Here is a 21668-nt window from a genome sequence, read left to right as displayed (position 1 = left end):
AATTCCCCTCGCTCTTTGAAGAAGTCCCCCATGTCCGACCATACCCGCGGGAGCCAGGACGGCGACAGCAGCCTGGCTTTGGCGACGCTCGCCATCCACGGCGGGCAGGCGCCCGACCCCAGCACCGGGGCGGTGATGCCGCCCATCTACGCCACGTCCACCTACGCCCAGCCGAGCCCGGGCCAGCACAGCGGCTTCGAATACAGCCGCACGCAGAACCCGACCCGCTTCGCCTATGAGCGCTGTATCGCGGCGCTGGAAGGTGGGAGCCGCGGCTTCGCCTTCGCCTCGGGCATGGCCGCCACCGCGACCGTGCTGGAGCTGCTGGACAGTGGCGACCATGTCATCGCCATGGACGACCTGTACGGCGGCAGCTACCGCCTGTTCGAGCGCGTGCGCAAGCGCAGCGCCGGGCTGGATTTCAGCTTCGTCGACCTGACCGACGTGGCGGCGTTCGAGGCGGCCATCACGCCGAAAACCAGGCTGGTGTGGATCGAAACCCCCACCAACCCGATGCTCAAGATCGTGGACATCGCCGCGATCGCGGAGGTCGCCCGCAGGCGCGGCCTGAAGGTGGTGGTTGACAACACCTTCGCCTCGCCGATGCTGCAGCGCCCGCTCACCCTGGGCGCGCACCTGGTGGTGCATTCGGCCACCAAATACCTCAACGGCCACTCGGACATGGTCGGCGGCGTGGCCGTGGTTGGGGACGACGCCGAACTAGCCGAGCAACTGGCCTTCCTGCAGAACTCCGCCGGCGCGGTGCAGGGCCCGTTCGACAGCTTCCTGGCCCTGCGTGGCCTGAAGACGCTGCACCTGCGCATGAAGGCCCACTGCGACAACGCCTTGGCCCTGGCGCAGTGGCTGCAGACCCAGGACGCCGTCGCCCAGGTGATCTACCCCGGCCTGACCACGCACCCCCAGCACGCCCTGGCCGCCAGGCAGATGTCCGGCTTCGGCGGCATCATCTCCTTCGAACTCAAGGGCGGCGCGGCCGCGGCCAAGTCCTTCTGCGAGCGCACCCGGCTGTTCACCCTGGCCGAATCCCTCGGCGGCGTCGAAAGCCTGGTCAACGTCCCCGCCCTGATGACCCACGCCTCCATCCCCGCCGAGCGCCGCGCGCGCCTGGGCATCACCGACGGGTTGGTGCGGTTGAGTGTGGGGGTGGAGGAGGTGGGGGATTTGCGTCAGGACCTGGAGCTCGTGCTGACGTGAGCGCCAAGGCGTTGGAGGGCTGGCGGTGAACAGTGTTCGCCGGCGTGGGCCGAGGGGCCTTTTTCTGCTCAACTTGTCTGCATGGATCCGGCAGAGCAGCGGATTAGGATTGCTTTACAGGAAGCTGCCGCTGTCCTGGCGCGTGGCGGCGGCGCGGTTGCTGGCGGCGCCGTCCGCGGCCGATGCACGTTTTCCGCGGACATCCGCGTGGAACCGTTCATTGCCTACATCCTTCGCCGAGCACATTTCGCTGCCTCAGCTGGCCGTCGGGCCGGGTGTCAACATTCTTGGCTACATACATGGGCAATTTGGCCTGGGTGAAAGCGCGCGCATGTACGCACGCGCACTGATCGAAGCCGGGATACCCGTGCGACTGTTCGATATCGATCTTGGCTTGCCGCACGGCTGGGACGACCATAGTCTGGATCCTTGGATCGGCGAGGATCTGCCCCATCAGGTCAACATCATTTTCGTCAATCCGGATTACTTGAAGGCCGCGCTGGAATTCGTGGGCGCTGAGCGTCTGGTGGGCAAGCACCTGATCGCCTGCTGGTTCTGGGAACTTGAGCGCGTACCTGATTCCTGGCTTCCCGCGATCGGCCTGGTCGACGAGATCATGGTGGCTACCCGCTTCATCGAAAACGCATTCTCCAGGGTCACTGATAAGCCGATCCTGCGCGTGCCGCAGCCACTTGCAGCCATCACCGACAGCGGTCTGCAGCGGGTGGACTTTGGGCTTGAGGAAGGCAAGTTCATCTTTCTAGTGGCGTTCGATTTCAATTCCTGGATCGAGCGCAAGAATCCCTATGCCGCTATCGCCGCATTCATGCGAGCATTTCCGAAGGAGCGGGACGATGTACGCCTGTTGGTTAAATCGAGCAACGGGTATCGCCACCAAGACTGGTTTCGTCGCCTTCTCAACGAAGCGGCGGCCGACCCGCGCATCATCGTTCGCGACGAGGTGATTGAGCGCGCGCATATACATGCACTGCAACGTTGCTGCGACGCCTACGTGTCGCTGCATCGGGCGGAAGGCTTTGGCCTGGGACTGGCTGAATGCATGGCGATCGGCAAGCCCGTCATCGGCACCGCTTGGTCAGGAAATCTGGATTTCATGGACGAGTCCAACAGTTTCCCGGTTTCTTTCAGGATGGCGCCGGTAAGGGCCACTGATTATCCGGTCGGCGCGGGCGCCTGGTGGGCCGAGCCTGATATCGAACAGGCCGCCGCGCATATGCGAAGGCTAGTTCATGATCGGGGTTTGGTTGATTCGGTGAGCGCGAAGGCGTCGCTGGATATCCAGCGTTCCAATTCAGGGATGCTGGCGGCCCGACTAATTGGAGCACGGCTACAGGAGCTCGCCGGTATGGGCAATAATATAACGAAACAACGTGCGGGAGATGCGGCATGAAGAACATGTTTCTAGCCGCTTGGCGTTATCGTAACTTCATTTTATCGTCCATCAAGAATGATTTGAGGCTGCGGTTCATCCGCAGCAAGCTTGGAGGCTTATGGATGATCATCCATCCGTTAGCTCAGGTATTGATCTTCGCGATTATCCTGTCCGAGGTGCTTTCGGCCAAGCTGCCAGGCATCAACAACAAATACGCGTATGCGCTTTACCTGATGGCTGGAACGCTCGGTTGGACCTTGTTCTCGGAAACGATTGGCAAGTGTCTGGGGCTATTCATCGAGAGTGGGAACTTGATGAAGAAGATGGCATTCCCGCGAATATGTTTGCCGCTTATCGCAGCAGGCACGACGCTCGTGACCAACTTGCTGCTGCTGATCGCGATTTCCGTTGTATTTGCGTCGCTGGGGCACCTTCCGAATGCTCAGGTCTTCTGGCTCCCTCTGCTCATCCTGGTGACATTGCTGCTGTCCATGGGAGTTGGCCTGATTCTCGGGGTCCTGAATGTCTTCATGCGCGATATCGGCCAGGTCGTCCCGGTGGTCCTGCAGGCGCTATTCTGGCTAACGCCCGTTGTTTACAACATTAATATCCTGCCTGAGGCAACGCAGCGGTGGTTTCGCGTGAATCCGCTTTGTTCGTTGATTACGAGTTACCAGAACGTCATGGTCTACGGGAAGCCGCCCCTGTTTGGGGACCTCGCAGTGTTGGCTGGTGTTTCCATTGCCCTGCTGCTGGTGGCGTTGATGATGTTTCGCCGGGCCTCGCCAGAGATGGTGGACGCGCTATGAGTGGGCACTTGGTTGTCAGCAATGTTGGCAAGGCGTACCGCACCTGGCGTAGCGAATGGGCGCGCGTCCTGTCTTGGTTTGGCCTCAAGGTCGCCCCCGCCGAAGAGCACTGGGTGCTGCGAGATGTGAGCTTCAAGGTTGAGCCTGGGGAAGCCGTTGGCATCATTGGGCAGAACGGCGCTGGTAAGAGCACGCTGCTGAAGATGATCACGGGAACCGCGCAGCCGACCGAGGGCGCCGTTCGGCGTGGCGGACGCATCGCCGCGATTCTCGAACTGGGGATGGGATTCAATTCGGACCTGACAGGGCGTGAAAACGCAGTGCACGCCGCCGGTTTGATGGGATACAGTCAAGAAGAAATTGTGGCGGCAATGCCTGCGATCGAAGCGTTCGCAGAGGTGGGGGAATATTTCGACCAGCCGACCAGGACCTATTCAAGCGGCATGCAGATGCGGGTGGCATTCGCGGTCGTCACTGCGTGGCGTCCAGACGTGCTCATCATCGATGAAGCACTGAGCGTGGGCGACAGCTACTTCCAGCACAAGAGCTTCGAACGCATCAGGCAGTTCAAGCGCGAAGGCAGCACGTTGTTGTTCGTCAGCCACAGCATGGACAGCGTGCGAACGCTGTGTGACCGTGCCATTCTCTTGGCGAATGGCGGTGTCCTCAAGGATGGCTTGCCGGACGAGGTGGCCGACTATTATAACGCTTTAATAGCGGCGAAGGAGAACGAGAGCCTTAGTGTCGAGCAGCGCCGGAACAGAGATGGGTGGCTGTATACGCGCAGCGGCACCGGCGAGGCGCTGGTGCGCAGCTTGCGGCTGATCGATGAAGGGACTGGCGAGGAAGTGAAGCTTGCCCGGGTCGGGCAACGGCTCAAACTGGTGACCGAGGTCGGCATCGAGGCTGCATTGCCGGTGCTCGTACTCGGCCAGATGTTGCGTGATCGACATGGACATGTTCTGTGGGGTACCAATACCTGGCACACGCATCAGCGACTGGAGCACCTCTCCGAAGGCGAGGTGGTCGAGTTCGTTCTGCACTTCGAATGCAACATCGGCCCTGGCTCGTATTCCTTTTCGCCTGCGTTGGTGAGTAGCGACACGCACCTGACTGACAACTACGAGTGGACGGACAATGCGTTGGTGTTCGATGTCATCAACGCGGACCACCCGCTTTTCATAGGAAGCAGTTTCTTGCCCGTCAGCTTCGATATCACCCGTTCGGGGGTTGAGGCGTCGAGCGCTTCCCAGCAGTCGTTGAGTGGCACATGACTTTCATCTCCTATGCCCAGAACTTCGAGGACGTAATGCTGTGGCGCGCCTTGGCTGGTGTCGAGCGCGGCCGATATTTGGACATCGGTGCGCAAGACCCGGTGATTGATTCGGTCAGCAAGGCGTTTTATGACGCGGGGTGGCGCGGCTGGCATGTCGAGCCGACCGTGATGTACTCCGAGGCGCTGCGTCTGGCCAGGCCGGATGAAACGGTACTTGCCGCGGCAATCGGTAACGGTGAGCTACTGAATTTTCATGAGTTTCCGGAGACAGGACTGTCCACCATGCAGTCCGCGATCGCCGAGGCTCATGTCCGGTCGGGTTTCAACGAGGTGGAGCGAAGTGTACCGGTGGTATCTCTCGCGGCGGTCCTGGAGGAGATGGCGGTCGGGGGCGACATTCATTGGATGAAGGTCGACGTTGAGGGGGCGGAACAGGCAGTCCTTGATAGTTGGAGAGACTGCGCGGTGCGCCCATGGGTACTGGTGATCGAGAGCACACTCCCGCGATCTCCGACTCCGATGTATGAAGACTGGGAGCCCTTGGTGCTGGCTCGCGGCTATCGGTTTGCGTATTTCGATGGTCTGAACCGCTTCTACGTTTCCGAAAGCCATCTGGACCTGTTGGAGAGGTTTGCCGTCCCTCCCAATGTATTCGATGATTTCGCGCTCAATGGAACCGCTTCTCAGCCGTTCGTCGCACTTCTTCGAGCGCAGGTAGAACGGCTTGCCCGGGAGTCTGAACAGATTGGCGCTGAGGCCAACGCGCTGCGATCTGCCCTCCAGGAAAAAGAGGCGCAGGTTGCACGCGAGATTGCGAGTGGACAGGCGCCACTACTGCAGGCCATCGAATTCCTGCGCAGCGAGAACGAACGGCGTGAAGAGGCATTGGTGCATTTGCGCCAATCGCTCCAGCAGTCCGACGCGAAGGAATCGGCAGAGCGCAGTCGTCTGCATGAAGCGATCGCCTTTCTTCAATCGGAGAACGAACGGCGCGAACTTGCTCTGGTCGAGTATCGAAAGCTGCTCGAGAGTGCGGGCGCCGCCGAGTCCGCCGAGCGTGGCCAACTGCTGGAGACTGTGGCCTTCCTGCAGGCGGAGAACGAGCGGCGCGAGGCCGCGCTGGTCGAACATCGCCGCCAGTTGGAAGAGGCGGGTGGTCAAGCCTCCGGCGAGCGTGGCCGCCTGCTGGAGACAGTAGCCTTCCTGCAGGCAGAGAACGAGCGGCGCGAGGAGGCCCTGGTCGATTATCGCCGCCAGTTGGAGGAAGTCGGGGTGCAGATGGCGGGCGAGCTCAGCCGTCTGCTGGAGACGGTGGCTTTCCTGCAGGCGGAGAACGAGCGGCGCGAGGCGGCTCTCGTCGAGCATCGTCGCCAGTTGGAAGAGATCAGCAGTCACTCATCGAGCGAGCGGAATCGCCTGCTGGAAGCCATTGCGCACTTGCAGGCTCGTAACGAACAGCTGGAAATGCAGGGCGCCGAGCATCGCGCCCATCTGAACGAGGCCGCGAGGATCGATTCGAGCGAACGCAGCCGGTTGCTGCAGGCGTTGGAGTTCCTGCGTGATGAGAACGATCGGCGTGAAGCCGCTTTGGTGGTCGAACGAGCCGCGCACGAGAACATGCGGGCGGAAGCTTTGCGCCTGCAGGCTGGCATCAGCGCGCTTCACGCAAGCACTTCCTGGCGCCTGACCAAGCCATTGCGTGCGGCAAAGCGACTCAGTCGCGTGGGTTCGCGCGCTTGCGCCGTTGCGGCCTACCAATGCTTGAGATGGCCTGCACGCGCGTGCCGACCCATGCTTCGCGGTGTCGCTCGATGGGGCTGGTTGCGACATGCGGTCGTGAAGGTCATCGGCAAGAATTCCCTACTGATAAACAAGGGGCGCTTGTTTCTCTTTGGTTCCGTCGCTGGCGCGCCACAGGAGGCTTCGCAGCCCATCGCACTCGAGACGTTGGATTGGCAGGCTGCGCGGATCTACCGGCTGACCCAGAGGATCACAGGGAAGAAATAGAGGAGTGCTGGACTGAAATGAAGGGGGAGCATCTGCATATCGTGCTTGATCTACAGGCATGCCAGTCTCCGGAAAGCGGAAGGCGTGGCATCGGCCGCTATTCCTTGGCGTTAGCGAAGGCCATGGCGGCCAATCCAAGGGGACATCGATTCTCGCTGCTGCTCAATGCGGCGATGAGCGAGTCGATCGAATCGATGCGTAAACATTTTGAGCATCTGGTGCCGGACCGGGACATCGTGGTCTGGCACGGCTTGGATTCAAGCGCATTCATCCACCCAGACAATGCTTTTCGCCGTCGCGCTTCCGAGCTGCTGCGGTTGGATGCATTGCGTCGCCTGAACCCGGACGTGGTGCACGTCGCGAGCCTGTTCGAGGGCGTGGCTGACAATGTCACCTGCACGATTTCGCGGAACGAGCCCTGGCTCACCGCGGTCACGCTATACGACTTGATTCCCTTGAGTCACCAAGAGGCGTACCTGGCCGACCCCAGGATCAAATCCTGGTACATGGAGAAACTGGCCTATCTCAGGCACGCGGACCAGTTGCTGGGGATTTCCGCATTTTCCTGTGATGAGGCGACGCAGCTACTATCTCCCCTGGACGCGTCGGTGTCCGACATTTCTGGCGCCGCCGATGCCATCTTCCGTCGCCTTCCGGATGCGGAGCTGCACAGGGGAGGCCTGATGGTGCGGTACGGTATCGGCAAGGCGTTCATCCTGTACGCAGGCGGATTTGATGCCCGCAAGAACATCGCAGCACTGATCCGAGCTTTCGCGCGGCTCCCCCGGGAACTGCGCGACTCGCACCAGTTGGTCATCGTCGGTGGGGCGCCAGCGCCGGAAAAATCCGCGCTGCAGAGCGTTGTGCAGCAATCCGGTCTGGACGATCAAGACGTGGTCTTTGCCGGGTTCGTGCCCGACGAGGATCTGGTGAAGCTCTACAACCTGTGCGCGTTGTACGTGTTTGCCTCCCTGCAGGAGGGCTTCGGCCTGCCGGCGCTTGAAGCCATGAGCAGCGGAGCGGTGGTGATCGGTTCCGATTCCTCCAGCCTTCCCGAAGTTATCGGCTTTCGGGAGGCCTTGTTCGATCCCAAGGACGATGGCGCGATCACTGCCGCGATGCAGATGGCGTTGACCGACTACGATTTCCGCCGACGGTTTCTCGATCACGCTGTGCGTCAGTCCAAGCGCTTTTCGTGGGAGGAATCAGCCCGCCGCGCGCTTGACAGTATCGAGGCGGTGTGGAGCATCAAGGGTACTGAGCGCCAATCGGTCGCCGCTTCTGGTGTGCGGGCCTTGGCGCGGCCCACGTCTTCCCGGATCGACGTCAAGAGCGGCGCTAAGGGCGCCGCTGCGCTGAAGCTGGCCAGTGCCAAGGCGGCCGACCTGATGCTTTCGAGCCCGTCGCCGGGACAGGCGTTGGAGGTGCTGTCGCGAACGGACCGAGGCCTGGTGGTCGAGCTGGTTTGCCGCGCCTCCGGGTGCGCTGGTGCGCGTCAGGCGATTTTGGGTGGCTTCCGTGGTGACGTGCTGGATGCGTTGGTGCCGCCATCGGCATTGGCTGCACTGGGCGAAAGCCAGGTCATCTACCCTTCCGCAGTGGCCAATCGCTGGCGCGATGAAGTCGAAGCCATGGTCGTAGCGCTGCGTGAGAGTCCGGCTGCTGCAGCATCCAGCCAACAGGACTGGCTGGCTGTAGCCGGATCGCTAGCTGCACAGCAACCACGCCTCGGCCAGATGCCGCGATGGTTCGTGGATATTTCAAACCTAGCGATCCATGACGCGGGGACTGGAATCCAGCGGGTGGTGCGCCATGTGCTTGACGAGCTCATTACTTCAGCACCGCCCGGGTATGTGGTGGAACCCGTGTACATGAATGACGCGGGCGTCATCCATTACGCGCGTTCCTATTGCAGCAAGCGCTATCTTCAGGGCGAGTCTTTGCCGCCGGACGAAGCGGTTGACATGCGCAGCGGAGACGTTTTTCTGGGGCTGGATCTGATCGCTCATCTGGTGCCAAGTCACCTGGGTGTCTTCAAACGCTTGCGCGATCGGGGAGTCAAGCTGCATTTCGTGGTGTATGACCTGCTCCCCGTGCTACGTTCGGATTGCTTCGAGCCTCATCTGCTGCCTTATTTTAGGTCTTGGTATGAGGCAATCGCCGTTGTCGCCGATGGCATCGTCTGCATTTCCCGGTCCGTCGCGGACGAGTTCGAGTACTGGCTGAATCAATCCCAGCCCGAACGCCTACGCGCGCTCCGGATAGGGTGGTTCCACCTCGGGGCGGACTGGGCTGAACCGGCGGTTGCCGAGCAGGCCGTCGCGACGGCCGGTGCGCATCGCACGGAGTTCGATGCTCTTGGTGAGCGCCGCACCTTCCTCATGGTCGGCACCGTCGAGCCGAGGAAGGGACATGCGCAGGCGCTTGCAGCGTTTGAGTTGCTTTGGGAGCGCGACGCCGATGTCAATCTTGTGATCATCGGCAAGCCGGGATGGTTGACGGAGTCGCTCGTCGAACGGCTGAGGTCGCACCCGATGCGGGGCAGGCGCCTGTTCTGGTTCGAGAAGGCCGGCGACGATCTGTTGCAGGCCGCCTACCGGCGGGCGTCGGCCCTGCTCAATCCATCCGAGGGTGAGGGGTTCGGGTTGCCTCTGATCGAAGCGGCGCACCACGGCTTGCCGCTCATCATTCGTGATCTGCCCGTGTTCCGCGAAGTGGCCGGCGACCATGCGGTCTACTTCCACGGCAGCGAGCCCCTGGCAATCGCCGCCGCTGTGGACCAATGGGTCGAACTGGATGCCTGCGGCCAGGTGCCGTCGCCCTCGGGAATCAAGTGGCTGACCTGGTCACAGGCTTCTGCGCAGCTGATCGAAGTCATCACTGAACAGCGCTGGACGCACCAATGGCGCCCGGGGCCGCGGCGCATCTTCAACGCGTATGACTATCGCTTCCACACCCAAGTCGGTAGGCTTGTGCAGGGACGCGTGGTTTCCACCGGTGAACGTGGCTACTTGTTCTATGGCCCGTATTTGCCGTTGCAGGCCGGCCACTACGAAGTGGAGTTGTTCGGTGCCGGCTGTGCGCGTGGCTGGGTTGACGTGTGCAGCAGTGGTGGCGAAGCGACGCACGCGCGGCAGGAGTTCGATCTCGAACAGGCTTCCGCCGATGCGCGTGCGTTCCCGTTAAAACTGGAGTTCGACCTTGATCGTGCGGTCAGCAACATTGAGATACGCATGTTTGTGGAGGCTGGTGCCGATGTCCAGTTGGAGCGCATCGTGTTGTGCGACATCGGAACGGAAGAGACAGACGGGCTGGATGATGTCCCGCCCTTCAGTGCGCCGGTAGTCGAGCAGGTCGGGTAAGGCTCGCGGGCTTACGGTGACAGAAAAAATCTATGGAGAAGCAATGAGCAAGATCGCAATCATCACGGGAATTTCCGGCCAGGACGGCGCCTATCTGGCGCAGCTGCTGCTGGAAAAGGACTATGTCGTCTATGGCACCTATCGCCGCACCAGTTCGGTCAACTTTTGGCGTATCCAGGAGCTGGGCATCGAGAACCACCCGTCGCTCCACCTGGTCGAGTATGACCTGACCGACTTGGGTTCAAGTATCCGGCTCCTGGAAAGCACGGGTGCCACCGAGGTTTACAACCTGGCCGCGCAGAGCTTTGTCGGTGTGTCTTTCGACCAGCCGCACACCACCGCGCAGATCACCGGCATCGGGCCGCTGTACCTGCTCGAGGCTATTCGCATCGTCAACCCGAAGATCCGCTTTTACCAGGCTTCGACTTCGGAAATGTTCGGGAAGGTGCAGGCCATCCCGCAGGTCGAAAGCACGCCTTTCTATCCGCGCAGTCCATACGGCGTAGCCAAGCTGTACGCGCACTGGATGACGGTCAACTACCGCGAGAGCTACGACATCTTCGGCTGCAGCGGTATCCTGTTCAATCATGAATCGCCACTGCGTGGGCGCGAGTTCGTGACTCGCAAGATCAGCGACGCGGTCGCGAAGATCAAACTGGGCAAGCTCGATGTCCTCGAGCTGGGTAATCTGGACGCCAAGCGCGATTGGGGTTTTGCCAAGGAATATGTGGAAGGCATGTGGCGCATGTTGCAGGTCGACATGCCGGATACGTACGTGCTTGGCACCAACCGCACGGTGCCGATCCGCTACTTTGTTGAGTTGGCCTTCAGGAACGCCGGCATCAATGTCGAGTTCCAGGGCAAGGATGAGGGCGAGACTGCCGTCGACACGGATTCCGGCAAGACCGTACTGCGGATCAACCCGAAGTTCTATCGTCCCGCCGAGGTTGATCTGCTGATCGGTGATCCGGCCAAGGCGAAGCAGCAGCTTGGTTGGGAGCCCAAGACTTCCCTGGAAGACCTGTGCGCCATGATGGTTCAGGCGGACCTGGACCGTAACGAGATCGGCGCCTCATTCTGATGGGCGCTCCCGGAAAAGTCGCGCTTGTGACGGGCGTGGCGGGCTTTACCGGCCGCTACGTCCGGAGCGAGTTGCAGGCCCACGGCTGGCGCGTGGTCGGCATTGGCAGCCATTCGGCTGAGGAGCCCTCGAAGAACTACCATCAGGTGGATCTGCTGGATGCGGCGGGTCTCAATGACGTGCTGGCACTGATACGGCCCGATGCGGTCGTGCATCTGGCGGCGCTGGCCTTCGTTGCACATGGCAATGTCGATGATTTCTACAAGGTCAACCTGATCGGCACTCGCAACTTGCTAAGTGCCATAGCGGCATCGGGAAATGTGCCGCAATGCGTGCTGCTGGCCAGCAGCGCAAACGTGTATGGCAATGCCGCTAGTGGAATGCTGGACGAAGATACCCGGGCGGAGCCGGCCAATGACTACGCGGTCAGCAAGCTGGCGATGGAGTATATGGCCAGCCTGTGGAAGGACCGGCTGCCATTGGTGGTTGCGCGGCCCTTCAACTACACGGGTGTGGGCCAGGCTGGAAACTTCCTCATTCCCAAGATCGTTGATCACTTCAAGCGCAGAGATGATGTGATCGAACTGGGCAATCTTGACGTCTGGCGGGAGTTCAATGACGTGCGCATGGTGGCGCAGATCTACCGACGCCTGATCGAGACACCCGCTGCGATTGGGAACACCTACAACGTCTGCACAGGGAAACAGTACTCGTTGCGCGAAGTCGTGGCTTTATGCGAAGAAATTACCGGCCATCGCATCGAGCTGAAGGTCAACCCCGCTTTCGTGAGAACTGGCGAAGTAAGAGAGCTCAAGGGGAATCCGTCACGCCTTGAGAGGTTGTTCGAAAGGTTGGGGGAGGTAGATCTGGACGAAACTTTGCGCTGGATGCTCTGCGGGCAAGGGTAGAACTCTCGACAGACTGGTTTGATATTTACTTACGGGCTCTTGGGATCACCTATGGCTGCAATTATCGGTGCGGCTACAGCTGCATTCTTGCTCCTTTCAACCGCAAGTCTATTTCTGCCAAGAAGGCTCTTGCTTGCGGACGGGGATAAGGTGCATCCTCACCTCGCGTCGAACGGCGCGGCCGCAATCTTGGCTGTATTTCTATTGCTGCTCAATGCCAGCCTCTGGACTTCCGCAAGGCATGTCCATGAAATTCTCATGGTGGCTGGCATATTTGGTGCCGGCCGCTTGATCTGGCTTCGGGCTTCCCCGCGTCGCGTTGCCGTTCCTGGCCTGATTGCGATTCTCGCAGTCGTTCTTTCTGGATTAATCATAGCCAGAATATTCGGCGCAAGCGCGTGGTGGCTATTGGAGGCTGCCAATCACGATTCCATTTACTATTACGAAGGGGCGCTCTGGTCCTGGAATCACCCGTTGCGAGTCGGTTCGCCCGAAGTGCAAGATGTGTGGAAGCTTGGCAATTGCCTGCAAGGTGCTGTTTATATAGGAAACGATTGCATAGGCTATCGAAATGGGAGCTACGCGCTGCTTGCAGTCGCGGCTGGCCGTTCCAAATTGGGAGCGGCGAATGATGTTTACATCCTCATTTCCCTCGGAGTTCTGCTTCCGATGGCCGCGATGTGGACTTGGTGCGCGGGCTCCGCGGTTTCGAGTGTGCGTCAGCTGCTCATGCTCATCGGTGCGGCTATCGCTGCGAATCTGGTCCTTTTCTCACCTGGCGTCTGGGGTGCGGTCTCCAATGCCAATCTGGGAACTGCGCTCGGTGGACTTGCGCTGTCCTGCGTGCTCGGACTTGCAGTTTCTCCGCTCCTGACTCCGGTCAAGCGGGCAGTCCTGCTGGGCATCGCATCTTCCATTGTAGGCCACGTTTATGGTGAGGCTCTTGCTCCAGCTTGCTGCATTACCGCTATTGGCGTTGCTGCTGACGCGTTCAGAGCGAGGAATTTTCGCCACATATTTATAGGTGGGGCGGTATCTATAATCGTCATTTCTGCGGGCTTGAACGTGGTGCTGTTCGAGTTGTATGGCTCGTTCAAGGCAATTAGCGCCTTGGCCCAAGGGGGGCAATGGGCCGGCTGGTACTTGAATACGGCACCATGGGCCTGGGTCGCAGCTCCCTTCGCAGGGGTGTTGTTAGGTGCCGATCCGGCGGTAACGCAGAGTCAGCTTGCTGTCGGACTCTTTTGCTCGATAGCGGTAGTAGGTGCAAGCGCCTTGGTTCCTCGTGCGAGATTCTATGTGATTTCGCTTTCGCTTCTGATCCTCGCACTGGTCGCTTATATCGAGCTTCGTCATTATGCGTACGGTGAGCATAAGATAATCCAAATGGTGGGCCCATGTGCATACATGCTGGCACTGTGGACGGCTGTGCTCTGTACATATCGGGGCTACAGGGGGGGCAGTGCGTCTGCCGTTGTGCGATTTTGCATCGGGCTTCTGGTGCTTGCTCTGTTGCTCTTTTGTGCGGCCGCGTTTGCTGCGCGCAGTTACCATCTTCTCCGCGATAATATCGGGTTGCACGGGCTTAGCCGCGACTTCGAGGATGGCGTAGCGTCGATCGGTCAGCGCGATACTGTTCTTATCGACGATTCGGGTGCGATATCAGTCGAGAGGTTTCAAAAGGACCATTACGCCGGTTTTCTGATTCGCATGAGAGGCGCTCTCATCGCAATGCCGGATCTACGGGATAATCTGCTGCGTGGTGGCTATCTGCGGAATATCGTCTCGGATAGCTTCGCTTCTTCTGGTTATCCCCGCTGGCTGCTAAGATTGAAGTCCGAACTCGGGGCGAGTTCACCCTTCTTGTATCCAGATTCTTCGGTAAGCAGCTTCAAGGAGTACGATCTGGTTGACCTTTTGCGAGCTCCCGGCGCATCGGTGGCAGGCAATGGATGGTATGATTGCGAATTGGCCCACTGCTGGACGCATCAGCAATTCGAGATTGAGAGCGTGGCTCGCGATGAGTGCCCAGCAAAAGTAACACTCGACGTAAGCTATTTCATGCCGCCACACGATGCGCAGATCACGATCACTCAGGAGGGCAAGCGGGAGAGCATGCCCGCCAAGGACGGGCAACTGGAATTTGCGATTCCGGCTGGCTGGTCGCGAACTGTGATTCAAGCCGGCTGGAACCCCATCTCGCCCAAAGAAGCTGGATTATCTTCCGACGATCGCAAACTTTTCGCCAAGGTTGCTCGTGTAAGAACAACGTGCGTCAAGTAGAAGTTTCACGTTTCGTTGAAAGCCGAGAATTCTAGAGAATGCAGACATTACTGGTTTTTGCGCTGGTGCTACTTGGCGCTTGCGGCACCGTGCTACTGAAGGCCGGCGCAGGGCGGGTGATTTATTCGGAAGGGCTGGCGGTGGCACTAAAGACCATCTTGACCAATCCTGCGCTCTTGTTGGGGATGGTCATGCAGATCATTCCCCTTGTTTCGTGGGTAGTGCTGCTGAAATTTATGCCGTTGACCAAATTGCAGCCGATGATTGCCTTGACCTATGTTGTGACGCCGGTACTTGCCGTGCTGTTCTTGGGGGAGCACATCAGCCAGCTGCGCATGATCGGCATCGGTCTTATCGTACTTGGCGTAATTCTGGTGAGTGCCAGCTGAGCATGAAGATTCTCATTGTCCTCAGCTATTACACGCCGTACATGAGCGGTGTGACCGAGTTTGCCAGAATGCTCGCCGAGGATCTGGCTGGGCGGCATCAGGTGACAGTATTGACTACCCAACATGATGAGTCTCTGCCGGATAAAGAACAAATCAACGGCGTGCGCGTGATCCGCGCTCCTGTTTTCGCTCGCTTACACAAGGGAGTGTTGAGTTGGAGATTCGTGGCACTGTTCAATCACCTCGCGCGTAAGCATGATGTGGTTAACCTTCATACTCCGATGCTTGAGTCTGGCCTGCTGTCACTTATGGTTCCGAGGCGCAAGTTGGTGGTGAACTATCAATGTGATATGGCGGTGGTCGGAGGTCTTGTCGATCTATTTGCAGTTAATGTTACGCGGTTATCAAGTTGGCTTGCTACACAGCGCGCTCGCGATGTGGGGGTGCTTACACATGACTATGCCATGTCTTCCGCATGGCTCTCGGCGACGCGTGGAAAGCAGCATGAAGTACTGGCTCCGATGAAGGAGATGCCGTGGCACGAACGGCACGAGCCTGCGGACGGCGTATTCTGCTTTGGGTTCGTTGGCCGCTTTGTTGAAGAAAAAGGACTTCCTATTCTGCTGGAAGCTTTCGCGGGCCTCTACGCCAAGCATGGAAGTCGTGTCCGCCTCATTTTGGTGGGCGATACTCACAACGTTGCCGGCGGTGGGGTCATGGATAAGATCCATGGCGCCATCGATGCGCTGGGCCCGGCGGTGGAGGTGCTCGGGCGCGTAAGCGAACATGAGCTCCAGCTCTTTTATTCAAAGATCGATGTCCTTGTTCTGCCAAGTGTCAATCGCTACGAGGCCTTCGGGATGGTTCAGCTTGAGGCGATGCAAAGTGGTGCGAGAGTGATCGCTTCTGATTTGCCCGGGGTGCGTACCATCGTCGAGAATACTGGCAATGGCGAGGTCGTTCCGGTTGGAGATTCGGTTGAATTGGCCCGGGCGATGGAGCGGATGGTGTTAAGTGGGAGTGGCTTTAGTCGTGAAAATATCCGCGCGCGGACTCTGGATATATACCCAGTGCGGAAGTTCTATGAACTTCAAGAGGCGATGATGTTGGATAATGCTCGTGCCAATGGATAGATCTTCGATCTGGCCAGTGCTTCAAGAAGGTTTGGCCTGCGGTAATTTTGGGCAATCAGCAATCGGAGTGGGGCATCCTTCTGATTGATTGGTTCAATCGATCTATCTTGATTGCTTCCAAGTCGATGCGTAGTATCGCCCCCTGATGTGGACACTAAAGTGCGGCGAGTGCAACGCTCATGCATACCAAGCCGATGATTTGGCTGCCGCGATCGGTGGCGGCGAACACGACGGGATCGTCATGCATGCGCCCGCGATGGGCCACAATCCAGGCACGGCTGATCCAGTAGAGCAACAGCGGGCACAACAGCCACAATACCTGCGGCCGCGTGTAAAGCTTCAGACTTGCGGGACTGTTTATGTACAACGCCAGCACCATCACCGAAGTATAGCCCGCGGATGCGCCTAGCGATTGCAACAATGGCAGATCGGCGGTGCCATAGCCGCGTCCAGCCGCCTTCTGCTTGCCGCCGACGCGCACCACGTCGAGTTCGGTGTAGCGCTTGAGTAGGGCCAGGCTGAGAAAAATGAACATTGAGAAGGCCAGCAACCAAAATGTTAGTTCCTGGCCTATTGCGAACGTGCCTGCGATGATGCGAATTGTGTAGAGGGCAGCCAGTAGCACGACGTCGATCATGACGATGCGCTTGAGCTTGAACGAATAGGCCAAGGTCATCGCGCAGTAAGCCAGCAGGGCCAGCGCGAATGCAGGGTTGATGGCGAGCGCGAGCACAAAGCTGGCCAGCACCAAGGTGGGCATTGCGAGCAGTCCGTACTTGACCGGCAGCGTGCCCGCGGCGAAAGGCCGTGTGCGTTTGCGCGGGTGCAGGCGATCGGGTGTCAGGTCGAGCAGGTCATTGAGCAGGTAGGTGCCGGAGGCGCAAAGGCCAAAGGCAACAAAAGCGCCAAAGCTTCGGGCTACCGCTTCCACGTTGAGGAACAGGTGTGACGCCAGCAGCGGAACGAGGACCAGAAGATTCTTGAGCCATTGATGGAGGCGCATTGCCTTAGCCCAAACGCGAGCGCCGCGCTTGGCTGTTGGAAAATGCGCGATCACGTTCTCGGCAGTAGCCGCAGAGGCGGATCGCGCGACGCCGTTCGATGCGTTGACCACTAGCGCGCCGCGTGCATGCATCCATACCTTCACGTCCACGGGCGCGTTCCCGGCGTAATCGAACCCGCGTTCGCCATAGAGTCGAACCAGTGCGGCAGCCTTTGCGCCGCCACCAAGATTGGTTTTCCCGTCGCTGGCCAGCACTTCCTCGAACAGGCCCAAGTACTGGGCGATCGGGCCAGCAAGAAGCTGGTCGGACGCTGTACACAGGACGCGTGGTCGCTGCGATGTGGTCTGCAGCAGTTCGAGCACGCGGCTGTCATAGGGCAGCGTTTCAGGTGCAATCACGACCCTACTGGCGATCTCCCGCTTGAATCTGGCCTTTCCCTTCAGCAACCACCATGGCAGCAGGAACAGGTAGAGCGGATTGCGCGAAAGTAGGGCGAGAATGGATTCGTGTAGGAGATCCGTGTGAAGCAGCGTCCCGTCGAGGTCAATACAGAGAGAGGGGGGCGTTGTTTCCATCAGGCATATATTCCGAAACGCAGAAGCACCAGAGCCCGCCCGCTGCGGGTCCGGCGCTTCTGCGGGTCAAGTCAGTTAGACTACTTCGCTGCGGGAGCGTCGGCGAACTTGCCATCGGCAATATGGAACGGACCCGCGTCCACGGTATTGCTCGAATCGTGCCAGGCAACCCCTTCCTGCACGGTCGCGAAACGCAAGGTTTTGCCATCGATCCTCGCATCCACGGGAATGGTCGCAACAACGGTGGCAGCTTGGCCGGGCGGCAGCAATGGCAACGGCACGCGGATGAACTCGCGGGTGCCGCCTGGTCCATCAATCGTGTTGTCGGAACCAAGGATGATGATGCCGAGATTGACTGGATTCGTACCCGCGCCATAGACGGGGGCGGTCCCGTCATTCTCTATCCGCACTTGATAGGTGGCGCTCTTGCCATCGGCGGCCACGCTGGGTGCGTCGGTTACCGACAGCTTTACTCCATAGGCTTCCGCCGGAATCGGAGCATTGATGGCACTTGGATCGGTTTGTGCGGGCTGCGACGTCGCGGTGGCCGTTTCAGAGCCAGTTCCGGTCTTGTCAAGGCAACCAGCGAGCAGTCCGCCCAGCGCCAGCAGCGCAACGGCATTCTTGATTGTGTTCATGAGTCTAACTATTCCTGAGAGAGTGTTGTGCGGTGGCTCACGCAATGTGGTGGGTTGAGCGGCTCGCGCGAGGACATGGAGGGCTTGAGAATCGAATGCAGCATGCGGTTTTAATTCCCGGCTGTCGTTTCTCCTGTGGAGACGATGGCCCGGCCAGGATTACGGCATTGACCGCGAACCCTGTCCTCGCCACATGATAAGGGGCTCTGGGTTGATCAGGGGCTCTCAGCTTGCCGGTCGCATCACGGACCACGTACCTAGTCGGGAGACGCCCGCAGGGCGTCGCCGGGTTCGATGCCGTGTGTCATGCATGCAATCGATTGGTCATCCATGCGCAAGTGCTGCATCAACTCGAGTTGGAGTTGCCGCTGCTCCCCCGACTTGCATCGCGGCGTAGGCGTCGCGCCTCATCGGCAGCCTTTTCCCCGATCAGGCATGCGTTATCGCCTCGCGCTCTGACCGAGAAGTTGGCAAGCTGGGGTCGGGGGTGCAACTGGGGCGGCCCGCTGATCACAACGCTACAAGCTGTTTTCAAGCTCCGGCAGCAGCGCAAACAGATCCCCCACCAGCCCGATATCCGCGATCTCGAAGATCGGGGCGTCGGCGTCCTTGTTGATCGCCACGATGGTGCCGGCGTCCTTGATGCCGGTCAGATGCTGGATGGCGCCGGAGATGCCGATGGCCACGTACAGCTCCGGGGCGATGATCTTGCCGGTCTGGCCGACCTGGAGTTCGTTGGGGACGTAGCCGGCGTCGACCGCGGCGCGCGAGGCGCCCACGGCGGCACCGAGCTTGTCGGCCAGCTTGTAGATGATCTCGAAGTTCTCCTTCGATCCCACGCCGCGGCCGCCGGAGACCACGCGCCGGGCCGACTGCAGGTCGGGACGGTCGGACTTGCCGGCCGCCAGGCCGACGAAGCGGGTGTGGGTCGGCAGGCTCGCCTCGACGCTGGCGGCTTCGACGGGGGCGCTGCCGCCCTGCGCGGCTTCCGGCCAGGAGGCGGTGCGCACGGTCGCCACGACGGTCTGCCCGGGATCGGCCTCGACGGTGATGATGGCGTTGCCGGCGTAGATCGGGCGGGTGAAGGTGTGCTCGCCTTCGACGGTGATCAGGTCCGAGACCTGGGCCACGCCCAGCAACGCGGCCACGCACGGCATCAGATCCTTGCCGAAGGTGGTCGAGGGGCCGAACACATGGGTATAGCCGGCGGCGAGCGCGGCGATCTGCGGCGCGAGCACCTGGCCGATGGCGTGTTCGTTGGCCGGATTGGCGACGGTCAGCACCTTGGTGACGCCGGCGATCCTGGCCGCGGCCTCGGCGACGGCGGTCGGATCGGCGGCTAGCACGGCCACGTCGAGCGCCTCGGGCTTGAGCGCGGCGGCGGCACTGACGGTCTTGGCGGTGGAGGCGTTGAGCACGCCGTCCAGGTGTTCGGCGATGACGAGGACTTTGGACATGTGCGGATTCCTGTTTCGTCATTCCCGCCGCGGCGGGAATCCATGGGGGGATGGGCGGCGAAAGGCTCTGTGTTCCCGCGTTCGCGGAAACGACAGACAGCCTTAGAGCAGGCCCTTCTGCTTCAGTGCGGCGACCAGTTCGGCGGCATCCTTGACCATCACGCCACGGCTGCGCTTGGGCGGGGCGGCGTAGTGGGTCACCTTCAGCTCCGCGCCCGCTTCCACGCCGAGGTCGGCGAAAGGGAGGGTCTCCAACGGCTTGGACTTGGCCTTCATGATGTCCGGCAGCTTGATGAAGCGCGGCTCGTTGAGGCGCAGGTCGGTGGTGATCACGGCCGGCAGGTCGACTTCCAGCGTTTCCAGGCCGGCATCGACCTCGCGGGTCACCGTGGCCTTGCCGTCGGCGATCTCGACCTTGGAGGCGAAGGTGGCCTGCGGGCGGCCCCACAGCGTGGCCAGCATCTGGCCGGTCTGGCTGGCGTCGTCATCGATGGCCTGCTTGCCCAGGATCACCACGTCCGGCTGCTCCTTCTCGATCAGCTTGAGCAGGGTGCGCGCCGCGGTCAGCGGCGAGACCGGGCCGTCGGCGACCACGTGCACGGCGCGGTTGGCGCCCATGGCCAGGCCGTTGCGCAGGTGCGCGGCCGCGTCGGCCGGGGCGATGGTCGCCACGACCACTTCGGTGGCCACGCCCTTGTCGCGCAGGCGCAAGGCCTCCTCCAGGGCGATCTCATCGAAGGGGTTGGGGGAGAGCTTGACGCCCTCGGTCACCACGCCGGAGTTGTCCGGCTTGACCTGGATGCGCACGTTGTAGTCCACCACGCGCTTGTAGGCGACGAGAATCTTCATCGTGAAAGCGAGTCCTTCTGACACGGGATGCGGATGGCCCGGCCGCGTCGGCTGGCGCGGGGCTTGATTTGCGATTCTAGCCGGGCGAGCGTGACCGTGCGACAGCGTATGGTTCGCAGGCGCCGAAGTCCGGTCTCGATGACCGTCCTGTTCACGGAGCATGCCCGACACGCTCTATCCTTTCGCGCTGCCGCCAAAGGTGGCCCTCATGCATGATCAGGAGACATCAGTGGGACAGACGTGGTTGGTCACCGGAGGAGCGGGTTTCATCGGCGGGAACTTCGTCCTCGAGGCGGTTGCCAGGGGGGGCAAGGTCGTCAACCTCGACGCGCTGACCTATGCCGGCAATCTCCGGACCCTGGCCTCGCTGGAGGGCAACCCGGGCCACGTGTTCGTCCGCGGCGATATCGGCGATGGCGCGCTGGTGTCTGCGCTGCTGGCGGAGCATCAGCCCGATGCGGTACTGAACTTCGCGGCCGAGAGCCATGTCGACCGCTCCATCGACGGGCCCGGTGCGTTCATCCAGACCAATGTGGTGGGCACGCTCGGTCTGCTGGAAGCCGTGCGCGACTACTGGAAGGGCCTGCCGGCCACGCGCGCTGAGGCGTTCCGCTTCCTGCATGTGTCCACCGACGAGGTCTACGGCACGCTGGGCGAGACCGGCAAGTTCACGGAAGAAACGCCGTATGCGCCCAACTCGCCCTATTCGGCGTCCAAGGCGGCCTCCGACCACCTGGTGCGTGCGTTTCACCATACCTATGGGCTGCCGGTGCTGACCACCAACTGCTCCAACAACTACGGCCCGTATCACTTCCCCGAGAAGCTCATCCCCCTGGTGATCGCCAAGGCGCTGGCCGGCGAGCCGCTGCCGGTGTACGGCGATGGCAAGCAGGTGCGCGACTGGCTGTTCGTGTCCGATCACTGCGAGGCGATCCGGACGGTCCTGGCCAAGGGACGCGTGGGCGAGACCTATAACGTCGGCGGCAACTCGGAAAAGCAGAACATCGAGGTCGTCAAGGCCATCTGCGCGCTGCTGGATCAGCGCCGACCGCGCGAGGACGGCCAGCCGCGCAGCAGTCAGATCACCCATGTCACGGATCGACCGGGCCATGATCGCCGCTACGCGATCGACGCTTCGAAGCTGAAGAACGAGCTGGGCTGGGAACCGCGCCACACCTTCGAGCAAGGCATTGCGCAGACGGTGGACTGGTACCTGGCCAATCAGGACTGGGTCAACGGCGTGCTCGACGGCAGCTACCGGCTCGAGCGCATCGGAGGTGTGCAATGAC

The 21668-nt window shown here is 60.7% G+C and carries 16 protein-coding genes; 12 read left to right on the top strand and 4 right to left on the bottom strand.

The window, feature by feature from the left end:
- Positions 1 to 30 precede the first annotated feature (30 nt).
- From LAJ50_RS17190 to LAJ50_RS17140, 11 genes are read left to right on the top strand one after another with little or no spacing between them, the layout of a single operon-like run.
- The gene (locus LAJ50_RS17190) at positions 31 to 1215 is read left to right on the top strand and encodes a cystathionine gamma-synthase (RefSeq protein ID WP_138653418.1); all 1185 of its coding nucleotides are present in this window, start codon (positions 31 to 33) and stop codon (positions 1213 to 1215) included.
- Between the two features lie 25 nt (positions 1216 to 1240).
- Positions 1241 to 2626, top strand: a complete 1386-nt coding sequence (locus LAJ50_RS17185) for a glycosyltransferase (RefSeq protein ID WP_138653416.1) — start codon at positions 1241 to 1243, stop codon at positions 2624 to 2626.
- Positions 2623 to 3417, top strand: a complete 795-nt coding sequence (locus LAJ50_RS17180) for an ABC transporter permease (protein ID WP_138653414.1) — start codon at positions 2623 to 2625, stop codon at positions 3415 to 3417. The genes LAJ50_RS17185 and LAJ50_RS17180 overlap by 4 nt, the downstream gene beginning before the upstream one ends.
- Positions 3414 to 4691 carry an ABC transporter ATP-binding protein gene (locus LAJ50_RS17175; protein WP_138653412.1) on the top strand — a complete coding sequence of 426 codons (1278 nt, stop codon included), beginning with the start codon at positions 3414 to 3416 and terminating at the stop codon, positions 4689 to 4691. The genes LAJ50_RS17180 and LAJ50_RS17175 overlap by 4 nt, the downstream gene beginning before the upstream one ends.
- Positions 4688 to 6700: an FkbM family methyltransferase gene (locus LAJ50_RS17170; RefSeq protein ID WP_138653410.1), complete on the top strand. Its 2013-nt coding sequence runs from the start codon at positions 4688 to 4690 to the stop codon at positions 6698 to 6700. The genes LAJ50_RS17175 and LAJ50_RS17170 overlap by 4 nt, the downstream gene beginning before the upstream one ends.
- Positions 6701 to 6717: 17 nt before the next feature.
- Entirely contained in the window at positions 6718 to 10062 is a 3345-nt protein-coding gene (locus tag LAJ50_RS17165; protein WP_171044605.1) for a glycosyltransferase family 1 protein, read from the top strand.
- A 43-nt stretch (positions 10063 to 10105) separates the two neighbouring features.
- Positions 10106 to 11143 (top strand): GDP-mannose 4,6-dehydratase, encoded by a 1038-nt coding sequence (gene gmd, locus LAJ50_RS17160; RefSeq protein WP_138653406.1) that lies wholly within the window; start codon positions 10106 to 10108, stop codon positions 11141 to 11143.
- Complete coding sequence (locus LAJ50_RS17155) at positions 11143 to 12051, top strand: GDP-mannose 4,6-dehydratase (protein WP_138653404.1); 909 nt, start codon at positions 11143 to 11145, stop codon at positions 12049 to 12051. Before gmd ends, LAJ50_RS17155 begins: the two co-directional genes overlap by 1 nt.
- 51 nt (positions 12052 to 12102) lie before the next feature.
- The gene (locus LAJ50_RS17150) at positions 12103 to 14334 is read left to right on the top strand and encodes a hypothetical protein (RefSeq protein ID WP_138653402.1); all 2232 of its coding nucleotides are present in this window, start codon (positions 12103 to 12105) and stop codon (positions 14332 to 14334) included.
- A gap of 38 nt (positions 14335 to 14372) precedes the next feature.
- Positions 14373 to 14723, top strand: coding sequence for an EamA family transporter (locus tag LAJ50_RS17145; protein WP_138653400.1), 351 nt, complete (start codon positions 14373 to 14375; stop codon positions 14721 to 14723).
- A gap of 2 nt (positions 14724 to 14725) precedes the next feature.
- Positions 14726 to 15856: a glycosyltransferase family 4 protein gene (locus LAJ50_RS17140; protein WP_138653398.1), complete on the top strand. Its 1131-nt coding sequence runs from the start codon at positions 14726 to 14728 to the stop codon at positions 15854 to 15856.
- Positions 15857 to 16010: 154 nt separating this feature from the next.
- Here the strand turns inward: LAJ50_RS17140 and LAJ50_RS17135 are convergent, their stop codons facing one another.
- The 4 genes from LAJ50_RS17135 to LAJ50_RS17120 form a co-directional block, all read right to left on the bottom strand.
- Positions 16011 to 17435: a UbiA family prenyltransferase gene (locus LAJ50_RS17135; protein WP_138653396.1), complete on the bottom strand. Its 1425-nt coding sequence runs from the start codon at positions 17433 to 17435 to the stop codon at positions 16011 to 16013.
- Between the two features lie 80 nt (positions 17436 to 17515).
- Positions 17516 to 18073, bottom strand: a complete 558-nt coding sequence (locus LAJ50_RS17130) for a hypothetical protein (RefSeq protein WP_138653394.1) — start codon at positions 18071 to 18073, stop codon at positions 17516 to 17518.
- A gap of 518 nt (positions 18074 to 18591) precedes the next feature.
- Positions 18592 to 19530 (bottom strand): electron transfer flavoprotein subunit alpha/FixB family protein, encoded by a 939-nt coding sequence (locus tag LAJ50_RS17125; protein WP_138653392.1) that lies wholly within the window; start codon positions 19528 to 19530, stop codon positions 18592 to 18594.
- Positions 19531 to 19632: 102 nt separating this feature from the next.
- The gene (locus LAJ50_RS17120; protein ID WP_130530579.1) at positions 19633 to 20379 is read right to left on the bottom strand and encodes an electron transfer flavoprotein subunit beta/FixA family protein; all 747 of its coding nucleotides are present in this window, start codon (positions 20377 to 20379) and stop codon (positions 19633 to 19635) included.
- 229 nt (positions 20380 to 20608) lie between these two features.
- Here LAJ50_RS17120 and rfbB point away from each other — a divergent pair, with 229 nt between their 5' ends.
- Complete coding sequence (gene rfbB, locus LAJ50_RS17115) at positions 20609 to 21667, top strand: dTDP-glucose 4,6-dehydratase (protein ID WP_224096358.1); 1059 nt, start codon at positions 20609 to 20611, stop codon at positions 21665 to 21667.
- Position 21668: the final 1 nt, after the last annotated feature.

It is taken from the genome of Pseudoxanthomonas sp. X-1 (assembly GCF_020042665.1).
Lineage (GTDB): Bacteria > Pseudomonadota > Gammaproteobacteria > Xanthomonadales > Xanthomonadaceae > Pseudoxanthomonas_A > Pseudoxanthomonas_A spadix_A.
This window is presented reverse-complemented; position numbering and strand designations above follow the sequence as displayed.

What these genes read in the sequence shown, in the direction of transcription:
- LAJ50_RS17135 (WP_138653396.1), bottom strand. Translation starts at nt 17,435, where the DNA reads ATGGAAACAACGCCCCCCTCTCTCTGTATTGACCTCGACGGGACGCTG.
- LAJ50_RS17165 (WP_171044605.1), top strand. Translation starts at nt 6,718, where the DNA reads ATGAAGGGGGAGCATCTGCATATCGTGCTTGATCTACAGGCATGCCAG.
- LAJ50_RS17145 (WP_138653400.1), top strand. Translation starts at nt 14,373, where the DNA reads ATGCAGACATTACTGGTTTTTGCGCTGGTGCTACTTGGCGCTTGCGGC.
- LAJ50_RS17175 (WP_138653412.1), top strand. Translation starts at nt 3,414, where the DNA reads ATGAGTGGGCACTTGGTTGTCAGCAATGTTGGCAAGGCGTACCGCACC.
- LAJ50_RS17170 (WP_138653410.1), top strand. Translation starts at nt 4,688, where the DNA reads ATGACTTTCATCTCCTATGCCCAGAACTTCGAGGACGTAATGCTGTGG.
- LAJ50_RS17150 (WP_138653402.1), top strand. Translation starts at nt 12,103, where the DNA reads ATGGCTGCAATTATCGGTGCGGCTACAGCTGCATTCTTGCTCCTTTCA.
- LAJ50_RS17130 (WP_138653394.1), bottom strand. Translation starts at nt 18,073, where the DNA reads ATGAACACAATCAAGAATGCCGTTGCGCTGCTGGCGCTGGGCGGACTG.
- LAJ50_RS17180 (WP_138653414.1), top strand. Translation starts at nt 2,623, where the DNA reads ATGAAGAACATGTTTCTAGCCGCTTGGCGTTATCGTAACTTCATTTTA.
- LAJ50_RS17190 (WP_138653418.1), top strand. Translation starts at nt 31, where the DNA reads ATGTCCGACCATACCCGCGGGAGCCAGGACGGCGACAGCAGCCTGGCT.
- LAJ50_RS17140 (WP_138653398.1), top strand. Translation starts at nt 14,726, where the DNA reads ATGAAGATTCTCATTGTCCTCAGCTATTACACGCCGTACATGAGCGGT.
- gmd (WP_138653406.1), top strand. Translation starts at nt 10,106, where the DNA reads ATGAGCAAGATCGCAATCATCACGGGAATTTCCGGCCAGGACGGCGCC.
- LAJ50_RS17120 (WP_130530579.1), bottom strand. Translation starts at nt 20,379, where the DNA reads ATGAAGATTCTCGTCGCCTACAAGCGCGTGGTGGACTACAACGTGCGC.
- LAJ50_RS17155 (WP_138653404.1), top strand. Translation starts at nt 11,143, where the DNA reads ATGGGCGCTCCCGGAAAAGTCGCGCTTGTGACGGGCGTGGCGGGCTTT.
- LAJ50_RS17125 (WP_138653392.1), bottom strand. Translation starts at nt 19,530, where the DNA reads ATGTCCAAAGTCCTCGTCATCGCCGAACACCTGGACGGCGTGCTCAAC.